This window comes from Streptomyces sp. NPDC016469 (assembly GCF_040632905.1).
GTDB lineage: Bacteria > Actinomycetota > Actinomycetes > Streptomycetales > Streptomycetaceae > Streptomyces.
Genome location: NZ_JBEYCQ010000028.1, coordinates 95,655 through 105,863, shown reverse-complemented (window position 1 = coordinate 105,863; position 10,209 = coordinate 95,655). Strand labels below are relative to the sequence as shown.

At 71.1% G+C, this 10,209-nt stretch carries 9 protein-coding genes; 6 read left to right on the top strand and 3 right to left on the bottom strand.

What is annotated here, in order from left to right:
* The first annotated feature begins 266 nt into the window (after positions 1-266).
* Complete coding sequence (locus ABZ565_RS27655; protein ID WP_361032391.1) at positions 267-1,565, top strand: aldolase/citrate lyase family protein; 1,299 nt, start codon at positions 267-269, stop codon at positions 1,563-1,565.
* 10 nt (positions 1,566-1,575) lie between these two features.
* On the opposite strand, the gene ABZ565_RS27650 is transcribed toward ABZ565_RS27655, so the two are convergent.
* Positions 1,576-2,604, bottom strand: coding sequence for a LacI family DNA-binding transcriptional regulator (locus ABZ565_RS27650; RefSeq protein ID WP_361032388.1), 1,029 nt, complete (start codon positions 2,602-2,604; stop codon positions 1,576-1,578).
* Between the two features lie 177 nt (positions 2,605-2,781).
* Here ABZ565_RS27650 and ABZ565_RS27645 point away from each other — a divergent pair, with 177 nt between their 5' ends.
* Entirely contained in the window at positions 2,782-3,735 is a 954-nt protein-coding gene (locus tag ABZ565_RS27645) for an ROK family protein (protein ID WP_361032385.1), read from the top strand.
* Between the two features lie 39 nt (positions 3,736-3,774).
* Here the strand turns inward: ABZ565_RS27645 and ABZ565_RS27640 are convergent, their stop codons facing one another.
* A complete protein-coding gene (locus tag ABZ565_RS27640; RefSeq protein ID WP_361032382.1) occupies positions 3,775-5,811 on the bottom strand; it encodes an NPCBM/NEW2 domain-containing protein in 2,037 nt (678 codons plus the stop codon).
* 263 nt (positions 5,812-6,074) lie between these two features.
* Between ABZ565_RS27640 and ABZ565_RS27635 the strand changes: the two genes are divergently transcribed.
* Genes ABZ565_RS27635 through ABZ565_RS27625 form a run of 3 tightly spaced genes read left to right on the top strand, consistent with a single transcriptional unit; the run spans position 6,075 to position 9,203 of the window.
* Entirely contained in the window at positions 6,075-7,364 is a 1,290-nt protein-coding gene (locus ABZ565_RS27635) for an ABC transporter substrate-binding protein (protein ID WP_361032379.1), read from the top strand.
* 16 nt (positions 7,365-7,380) lie between these two features.
* Complete coding sequence (locus tag ABZ565_RS27630; protein ID WP_361032376.1) at positions 7,381-8,295, top strand: sugar ABC transporter permease; 915 nt, start codon at positions 7,381-7,383, stop codon at positions 8,293-8,295.
* The gene (locus ABZ565_RS27625; protein ID WP_361032373.1) at positions 8,292-9,203 is read left to right on the top strand and encodes a carbohydrate ABC transporter permease; all 912 of its coding nucleotides are present in this window, start codon (positions 8,292-8,294) and stop codon (positions 9,201-9,203) included. Before ABZ565_RS27630 ends, ABZ565_RS27625 begins: the two co-directional genes overlap by 4 nt.
* A 43-nt stretch (positions 9,204-9,246) precedes the next feature.
* Here the strand turns inward: ABZ565_RS27625 and ABZ565_RS27620 are convergent, their stop codons facing one another.
* Positions 9,247-9,870, bottom strand: a complete 624-nt coding sequence (locus tag ABZ565_RS27620) for an excalibur calcium-binding domain-containing protein (protein WP_361032370.1) — start codon at positions 9,868-9,870, stop codon at positions 9,247-9,249.
* Here ABZ565_RS27620 and ABZ565_RS27615 point away from each other — a divergent pair.
* Complete coding sequence (locus ABZ565_RS27615) at positions 9,869-10,135, top strand: hypothetical protein (protein ID WP_143625684.1); 267 nt, start codon at positions 9,869-9,871, stop codon at positions 10,133-10,135. The genes ABZ565_RS27620 and ABZ565_RS27615 overlap by 2 nt on opposite strands.
* Positions 10,136-10,209 lie beyond the last annotated feature (74 nt).

Here is a 10,209-nt window from a genome sequence, read left to right as displayed (position 1 = left end):
CCCCGATCTTCGACCTCGTCGACTACGGCGTCGTCGGCGACCTCTTCGACGTCGTCCCCCAGCTCACCGAGGAGATCAACACCCGCAAGGGCTGATCGCCGGACGGCTTCGTACGAACGACGGCCCGGGGCCGCACGGTGAACGCACCGTGCGGCCCCGGGGCGTTCCCGGTCACCGTTGACTCGGATGCGACCGCCTTATAACTTCACTATACGGATTGTTGTTTCCGGGAAGCGGAAACAATCGGAGTGTGGAGGGTGCGGACGATGGGTCAGCAGGAGAAGGTGGAGACGAGCCTCGCCGGTGCGGTCAGCGACGGGATCAGCGCGTCCCTCGCGCCGGTGGACGCCGAACTCGCCGGCCGCTACCCGGGCGACCCCGGCACCCGCCAGCCCGTGCACACGGTCTACGTACCGGGCGACGTCTTCACGGCAGGCGCCCTGCGTGCCTGGGGCGACGAGGCACTGAAGGCGCTCGACGAGCACGCCCCCGACGCGGCGGCCCTCGCCGAGGTGCTCGGCATCCCGGACGAGCTGGCCGGACCGGTTCACGACCGCGTACGCGCCAAGCTGGAGCGCGAGCCCGTCGAGGACCTGAGGATCGACTTCGAGGACGGCTACGGGCCCCGCTCCGACGCCGAGGAGGACGAGGCGGCGGCCCGTGCGGCCCGGCTCGTCTCGGAGGCGTACGCACAGGGCACCGCCGCCCCGTACATGGGCATCCGGATGAAGTGCATGGAAGCCGCCGTCCGCGACCGGGGCATCCGCACCACGGACGTCTTCCTCACCGGCCTCATGCGGGCGGGCGGGCTCCCCGACGGGCTCGTCCTCACCCTGCCGAAGGTGACGTACCCGGAACAGGTCACCGCCTTCGTGCAGCTCCTCGAAGCCTTCGAGCAGGCGCACGGGCTGCCGGACGGGCGGATCGGCTTCGAGATCCAGATCGAGACCAGCCAGTCCATCCTGGCCGCCGACGGCACCGCGGCCGTGGCCCGCATGATCGACGCGGCGCGGGGGCGGGCCACCGGGCTGCACTACGGCACGTTCGACTACAGCGCCTGTGTCGGCGTCAGCGCCGCGTACCAGGCGAGCGACCACCCGGCCGCCGACCACGCCAAGGCCGTCATGCAGGTCGCCGCCGCCGGCACCGGCGTACGCGTCTCCGACGGCTCGACCAACGTCCTGCCCGTCGGCCCCACCCCGCAGGTCCACGAGGCGTGGCGGCTGCACTACGGCCTCACGCGGCGCGCCCTGGCCCGCGCCTACTACCAGGGCTGGGACATGCATCCCGGGCACCTGCCGACCCGGTACGCGGCCGTCTACACGTTCTACCGCGAGGGCCTGGAGCAGGCCGCCGCCCGGCTCGCCGCGTACGTGGCCAAGACCGGCGGCGACGTGATGGACGAACCGGCCACCGCCAAGGCGCTCAGCGGCTACCTGCTGCGCGGCATCGACTGCGGCGCCCTGGACACCGCGGAGGTGGCGGAGCTGACCGGGCTGACCCGCGCGGACCTCGACGCCTTCGCCTCGCCCCGGCGCGGCACCCTGACGGTCACCGCGCCCTGAGGGCCCTCCTTCAGGCCGGAGGGATCTCCCCCGAACCGCGGGCGATCAGACGGGTCGGGAGCTCCACGCGCGCCGGGGGGTGACCGGACCCGTCCAGGCGCCGGAAGAGGTGTTCGGCGGCGGTGCGGCCCGCCGCCGCCGGGTCCTGGGAGATGACGGTGATGCCGAGCAGGTCCGCCAGCTCGATGTCGTCGAAGCCGACCAGGGCGACCGGCCGCTCCCGGTCTGCGAGGACGCGTACCGCCGTCACCGTCACCCGGTTGTTGCCGGAGAAGAGCGCCGTCACCGGCTCCGGGCCCGCGAGCATCGCCTCGGCGGCGGCGCGGACGCGGTCGGGGTCCGTCGGGCCCAGCGAGACCCAGGAGTCCTCGACGGTTATCCCGGCCTCCGCCATGGCCGCGTGGTAGCCGCGCAGCCGCTCGGTCGCGGTGTGGATGCGCGGCTGGTCACCGATGAAGCCGATACGGCGGTGCCCGTGCGCGATCAGATGGGCGACGCCCTCGCGGGCCCCGCCGAAGCTGTCCGAGAGCACCATGTCCGCCTGGATCTGCCCGGCCGGGCGGTCCACGAAGACCGTCGCGACCCCGGCCTTGATCTCCGGCTCCAGATAGCGGTGGTCGTCGGCCGCCGGGATCACGATCAGCCCGTCCACCCGGCGCGCGCACAGGGCGAGGACCAGCTCCTGCTCGCGCTCCGGGTCCTCGGCGCTGGAGCCGTTGATGAGCAGGGCGCCGTGCGCACGGGCCACCTCCTCGACCGCGCGGCTCAGCGGCCCGTAGAAGGGGTCCGCCAGATCCTCCAGGACCAGGCCGATGGAGGCGGTGCGGCCCTTGCGCAGGACCCGCGCGCTGTCGTTGCGGCGGAAGCCCAGTGCCTCGATGGCCTCCTGCACGCGGCGCTCGGTGTCCGGGGTGACCCCCGGCTCGCTGTTGACCACGCGCGAGACCGTCTTCAGGCCCACCCCGGCCCGGGCGGCCACGTCCTTCATGGTCGGCCGGTTGCCGTAGCGGGGCTCGGGATGACGGGCGGTCTCGGCCACGGTGCGCTGTCCTGTCGTCGGTCGGGCGGTCCCGGCGGGCCACGGCGGCTTGCCGTGGGGCTCCCGGAGGGTGTGGCGTCGAGCATAGGCCCTGGACAACGTTGTCAAGGGAATGGAGACTGGGCAGACTGTGCACCTGAGCCGCAGGTCCCGTCCACACCACCCGGAGCCACACCGATGCAAACCGACCTCGTCGCCGCCCTGGACATCGGGGGCACCAAGATCGCCGGCGCGTTGGTGGACCGGGACGGCAGGCTCGTGGTGCGCGCGCAGCGCCCGACGCCCGCGCGGGAGAGCGGCGAACGCGTCATGGAGGCGGTCGGCGGCGTCCTGGCCGAGCTGGCCGCGTCCCCGCACTGGGCCGACGCGACGGCCGTCGGCATCGGCAGCGCGGGCCCGGTGGACGCCGCCGGGGGGACGGTCAGTCCGGTCAACGTACCGGGCTGGCGGGGCTTCCCCCTGGTCGAGCGGGTCTCCGACGCCACGGGCGGTCTTCCGGTCACGCTGGTCGGCGACGGCGTCGCGATCACCGCGGCGGAGCACTGGCTCGGCGCGGCGCGCGGCCACGACAACGCGCTGTGCATGGTCGTCTCGACCGGCGTCGGCGGTGGGCTCGTCCTCGGTGGAGCCCTGCACCCCGGCCCCAGCGGGAACGCCGGCCACATCGGGCACATCAGCGTGGACCTCGACGGCGACCTCTGCCCGTGCGGGGCGCGCGGCTGCGTCGAGCGCATCGCGAGTGGCCCCAACATCGCGCGCCGCGCGCTGGACGCCGGCTGGCGGCCCGGCCCGGACGGCGACGTGACCGCGGTCGGCGTCGCGGCCGCCGCGCGGGCCGGCGACCCGGTCGCCGTGGCCTCCTTCGAACGCGCCGCGCAGGCCCTGGCGGCGGGGATCGCCGCGACGGCGACCCTGGTCGAGATCGACATCGCGGTGATCGGCGGCGGGGTCGCAGGGGCCGGCGACCTGCTGTTCGCACCGCTGCGTACCGCCCTGCGCCGGTACGCCACCCTCTCGTTCGTCCAGCACCTGACGGTGGTGCCCGCGGTCATGGGCAACGACGCGGGCCTGGTCGGCGCGGCGGCGGCCGCGCTGGCCGCGCGGACGGGCGTTCCGGAGCGAGTGCGGTGAGGGGGCGGCGTCCGAGGTGGACGCCGCCCCCGTCGAGGATCAGCACATGATCCGCAGGTCCCCCCAGTCCGCGTGGTCCGAGTCGACCCCGTCGCCGGCGTCCGTCACCACCAGCCGGACGACCTGCGCCCCGGTCACGTCCGCCGAGAGCGGCTGCGGGGCCATCGCGTTGGTGAGGACCCCGGTCGATGCGGCCTTCTCGCCGTCCGCCCAGATCTCGAAGGTCACGCTGCCCTTGGTGCCCTTCTCGTCGTCCACCCCCACCTGCGCCGACACGGTGCCGCACGCGCCGCCCGCGTAGTACTCGACGCTGCTCGCCGCGTGCGCGCCGAGCCCCTTGGCGTACACCTGGCCGCCGATGGTCAGCGGATGGCCGTCGCCCGCGGCGCTCTCGCCGTTGCTGGTGTCCTTCTCGACGGGGCCGTAGCCGTTGGAGGCGCTGAGCTGCGGCAGGTCGCTGAGGTAGCCGCCGCCCGCCGGGGGCGGCACCACCACATGGGCCTGGAACGGGACGGCGGACCGGATCCGCTCACCGGTGGGGGAGCGGTACCGGGCGGTGAGCGTCAGGTCGTAGCTGCCGGGGGCCGTTCCGGCGGGGGCCGTCACCCACCACCGGGTGGCCAGCGCGCGGCCGGTGGACAGTGCGGCGGTCCGTGTCGCCGATGCGGCCTCGACCCGCCAGCCGGCCGGGCCGGTGAGCGCGGCGGACACCGTGAGCGCGGGCGTGCGGCCCAGGTCGGTGACCTCGGTCGTCAGCGCGGCGGTGCGGCCCGCCTCCATCAGCGGGCTGCCCTCCAGGGCGAGTTCGACGGCCGGGGGGTGTGCGGCCCAGCGGTGGCCGGCGGTGACGCGCAGCAGCACGGTGCCGTGCGCGGGCACGGTCGCCGAGAGGGCGCCCGCCGTGTTGCGGGTGGTGTGGTCCCACAGGTCGCGGACGGTGTAGCCGGAGGCGCGCGGCAGGCCCACCGCGGCGGCCGTGGTGGAGATCCGCTGGGCGCTGCCGGTCTCGTTGAACAGCGCCACGGCCCGGGAGCCGTCCTCCATCTCCTTGGCGACGACCCAGCGTCCGCCCTCGGAGGAGAGCACCTCGCCCTGCCGGCCCAGCGGGTCCTGGTCGACGGCGATGACCTCCTCGTTGGAGAGGATGTCGAACGTCTCCTGCGAGGCGGTGCGCAGGTCGGAGCCGATGAGCAGCGGCGCCGCCATCACCGACCACATCGAGAAGTGGGTGCGGTACTCGGTGTCCGTCATCCCGCCGTTGCCGACCTCCAGCATGTCGGGGTCGTTCCAGTGCCCCGGGCCGGCCGCGGCGGCGAGCGGGAGGTTCTGCTTCATGATCGACAGCATGCTGCCCCAGCTGTCGTTGATGTCACCCGTGGTGCGCCACAGATTGCCCAGTTCGGCGGCCCATTCCCAGGGCTTGTTCTGGCCCCATTCGCACACGCTGTAGACGATGGGGCGGCCGGTCGCGGCGAGTGCGTCGCGCATCGTTGTATAGCGCTCCCTGGCGTCCACGCCCTGGTTGTTGCAGTTGTCGTACTTGAGATAGTCGACGCCCCAGTCGGCGAATTGCTGGGCGTCGCTGAATTCATGGCCGAGCGCGCCGGGGAGGCCCACGCTGTCGCAGGTCCTGGTGCCGGCACTGGTGTAGATCCCCAGCTTCAGGCCCTTTGCGTGCACATAGTCCGCGACCGCTTCGATGCCGTGCGGAAAGCGCACCGGATCGGCTACCAGCTTTCCTTCCTCATTCCGCTCCGGCATCGCCCAGCAGTCGTCCAGATTGACGTACTCGTACCCGGCGTCCTTCAGCCCCTTTTCCACGAAGATGTCGGCGATGCCCTTGACCATCGCCTCGTCGAACTCCGCACGGCAATGCGTGGAGTTCCAGTTGTTGAAGCCCATGGGCGGGGTCAGGGCCAGACCATTCGCGGCCCGGGTCCCAGCGGCCGGTGCAGGTGCGGGGGAGTCCGCGGCGGCGGGCACCACGGCCCCCGCCGTACACAGAAGGCCTGCGGCCAGGGCTCCGAGGACTCTGTGGCGGCTCGCTCGGGTGGGACGGCTTGGAAGATGACGCATCGTTACGTTCCTCCGTACTCGTGCCGGAACAGGCGGCGACATGTGCACGCCAAGACGAGCGAATACGTTAGAGCGTGTTGGAGTCTGTTGGAAGAGGGCGGGCGGCCTGTCGGCCACATCTCGTCAAAACCCTTGACTGTGCCCCATGTTGGGAGTGTGATCCAAGCGCACGTTCGGTTGTGTTCGGTTGCCTTCCGGAGGACGGGGTCATGGCACACACGTACAACAGATCGGATCTGCCCGGCAGTGTCGCGGGACATCGGATGTCCCGTCGGAGTCTGCTGCGAGGCGCGGCGCTCGGTGCCGGCGCGGTCACGCTTCCCGCCCTGCTCACCGCGTGCGGCGGAGGCCCCGCCGGGGACGGCAAGACCATCACCCTGGGATCGAACGGGTCCGACCCCGTTCCCAAGAAGGCGTTCGCCGACGCGTTCAAGGCGTACGCCGCGCAGTCGGACGGCCGGAAGGTCGAGGTCAACACCGTCGACCACAACACCTTCCAGGAGAACATCAACCGCTATCTCCAGGGCAAACCCGACGATGTCTTCATGTGGTTCGCCGGGTACCGCATGCAGTTCTTCGCGAAGAAGGGCCTGCTGTACGACATCAGCGACAACTGGCAGCACTACACGGGATTCTCCGACGCCCTGAAGGACCAGTCCACCGGCGAGGACGGCAAGCAGTACCTCACCCCGTACTACTACTATCCGTGGGCCGTCTTCCACCGGAAGAGCCTGTTCACGGAGCGCGGATATCAGGCGCCCAAAACGCTCGACGAGTACGTGGCGCTCGCCAAGCAGATGAAGAAGGACAAGCTGGACCCCATCGCGTTCAGCGACAAGGACGGCTGGCCGGCCATGGGCACCTTCGACTACATCAACATGCGCAGTAACGGATACGAATTCCACAAGAGCCTCATGGCCGGTGAGGAAGCCTGGACCGACAAGCGCGTCCGGGAGGTCTTCGACACCTGGCGGCGCCTCCTCCCGTACTGTCAGCCCGGCGCCAACGGCCGTACCTGGCAGGAGTCCGCCACCAGCCTCCAGAAGCGCGAGGCGGGCATGACCGTGCTCGGCCTGCCGCACCCCGGGCAGCAGTTCCCCAAGGACGACCAGGGCGACCTGGACTTCTTCCCGTTCCCCGTGATCAACCCCGAGCACGGCCAGGACGCCGTCGAGGCACCGATCGACGGGTTCCTGCTGGCCAAGAAGTCCAAGAACCTCAAGAACAAGAAGACGCTGGAGAGCGCCAAGGACCTGTTGAAGTGGCTCGCCACCGGCAAGGCCGAGGACATCTACCTCAAGGGCGACCCCAACAACATCGCGGTCAGCGACGAGGCGGACACCTCCGCGTACACCCCGATCCAGAAGAAGGCCGTCGGACTCGTCTCGGGCGCCAAGCAGATCTCGCAGTTCCTCGACCGCGACACCCGCCCGGACTTCGCGTCCACGGTCATGATCCCCGCGATCCAGAAGTTCATCAGCAGCCCCAACGACGTGGACGGCCTGGTCAACGACATCGAACGGCAGAAGAAGTCCATCTTCGCCTCGGACTGAACCGGGAGTACCCACCGTGCCGTTCATCTCGGGGAGGCGCACCGGACGTCGGGGCACACGGCGGTACACCCGTCGCGACCTCGTCGTGCTCGGTGTGCTGCTCGGTCTGCCCGTCCTGCTCGATCTCGCCATCGTCTGGGGCCCGACCCTGGCCTCCGTCGTCCTCTCGTTCACCAGCTGGGACGGGATCGGCGACATCGAGTGGGTCGGGACCCGCAACTACACGGACCTCTTCACGAACTACCCGCAGTTCTGGCCCGCCGCCCGGCACAACCTGCTCTGGCTCGCCTTCCTCGGCTTCGTCGCCACCCCGTTCGGGCTGCTCCTGGCCGTGCTGATCGACCGGGGCGTGCGGTTCAGCCGGTTCTACCAGTCCACGCTGTACATGCCCGTCGTGCTCTCGCTCGCGGTGGTCGGCTTCATCGCCCAGCTCGTGTTCTCGCGGGACCAGGGCGCGCTCAACGCCGTCATCGGCGACACGGAGACCCCGACGGACTGGCTCGGCGATCCGGACCTCAACATCTGGATGATCCTGCTGGCCGCCGCCTGGCGCCACACCGGCTATGTGATGATCCTCTACCTCGCCGGGCTCAAGGCCGTCGACCAGTCCCTCAAGGAGGCGGCGGCGATCGACGGGGCGAGCGAGGCGCAGACCTTCTTCCGCGTCGTCTTCCCGACCCTGCGCCCGGTCAACGTCATCGTCGGCGTCATCACCGTGATCGAGTCGCTGCGCGCCTTCGACATCGTGTACGCGGTCAACCACGGCCGCAACGGCCTCGAACTGCTGTCCGTGCTCGTCACCGACAACATCATCGGCGAGGCAAGCCGCATCGGCTTCGGCTCCGCGATCGCCGTCGTCCTGCTGACCGTCTCCCTCGGATTCGTGGTGACGTACCTGGTCCAGGAGCTCCGAGGGGAGAAAGACAGATGACCACCCCGCAGACCACCCGTGCGGTCCCGGCCGCCCCTGCCGGGGCCCGCCGTCGGCTCCGCCCCGGCCGGCTCGGTGTGCACGCCTTCCTGATGGCGGTCTCGCTGGCCTTCCTCGCCCCGTTGCTGCTCGCGGTGTACGCGTCCCTGCGGCCGTACGACGAGACCTCCGAGTACGGCTACTTCTCGCTGCCGCGCCATCTCTCCCTGGACTACTACCGGCAGGCGTTCACCGACTCCGGCATGACGAAGTACTTCGTCAACACCCTGATCATCGCGGTGCCGGGCGTTCTGATCACCCTGTTCCTCGCCTCGTTCGTGGCCTTCGCGCTCGCCCGGCTGAAGATGCGCGGCGGGCTGGTCCTGCTGATGCTCTTCGCGGCCGGCAACCTGCTTCCGCAGCAGGTGATCGTCACCCCGCTCTACGTCGTCTTCAACCGGATCCCGCTGCCGTACTGGATGTCCGACTCGATGACGATGTTCGACTCCTTCTGGGCCGTCATCCTGGTGCAGATCGGCTTCCAGATCGGCTTCTGCGTCTTCGTCCTGGCCAACTTCATGCGCACCCTCCCGCCGGAGATCCTGGAGGCGGCCGTGGTGGACGGGGCAGGGGTGTGGACGCGGTTCTGGCGGATCACCCTGCCGCTGTGCCGCCCGGCGCTCGCCGCGCTGGGCACGCTCCAGTTCACCTGGATGTACAACGACTTCCTGTGGGCGCTGGTCTTCATCTCCGACGGCGACAAACTGCCCATCACCTCCGCGCTGAACAACCTGCGCGGGCAATTCTTCACCGACTACAACCTGCTCGCCGCCGGTTCGGTGATCGTCGCGCTGCCGACCCTCGTCGTCTTCCTGCTGCTCCAGCGGCACTTCATCGCCGGACTGACGCTGGGGTCCGGGAAGGGGTGAGAGGGGTGCCCGGCGGAACGGCCGGGCACTCCAGCATCACGCCCTACTCGCAGGCCACGCCGTCCCCGTCGCGGCCGAGGCGCGGGCCGTACCCCGGGCCGCTCCGGTGGATCGGGGCCGCGCCGGCCGCGCGGACGGCGGTGTTGGCGTAGTACGCCGAGCCGCCGCCTCCCGAGCCCCCGTCGCCCGAACCGGAGTCGCCCGAACCCCCGTCGCCCGAACCGGAGTCGCCCGAACCGGAGTCGCTCGAACCGGAGTCGTCGGAGGTGCGGGCGGGGGCCTCGGGCGCGACGGTGACCTTGACGGTCTTCGTCTTCGTGACCGTCGGGACCGCCTTGGGGCCGGCGTTGACCGCCTCGGTCACGGCGGGCTCCGGCGCGGGCGTGACCGACACCGTGGCGGCGACGGTCGGCGCGGGCGAGGACTTCGCCGCCGCCTCGGTCCTGTCCGCCCCGGAATCCCCGCCGGCGGCGCCCATGCCCACACCGATGAGGAAGAGAACGGCCGCCGCCGGGATGACGGTTCGCTTCCTCGCCCAGCCGTCCCCGCCCGGACCCTGCGGGCCGAACGGGGACGGCCGCGGCGGCGGCCCCCACGTGAAGCCGGTGGCCCGCCACGGTCCGCGCGGGCCCGCCGTTGTCAGTGGCGGGTGCGATCCTGCACGCATGGACGAGATCATGCGACGGCGGGTGTACGGCGCCGACCACGAAGACCCCGACCCGGGCCCCCGGCCCGGCCGCGAGTATCGCGAACTGGTCGGCGGGCCGCTCGACGGACTGCTCCTGGACGTCACGGGGTGGACGCCGGTGGCCCTCGCGGACGGCTCCGCCCTGGTCACCGAGATCGGCGCGTACGGGCCGGGCGGCCGCGCGGAGTACGGGCCGCGCCCGGACGAGCCGGACAAGTGGGACTGGCGGGGTGATACGCCGTAATCCGTAGAGGCCTCCGTCGTCCCGTCCGCGCAACGCATCACCTCGGGCGTGTTTTCGCGGCAGGGTGTTGCGGG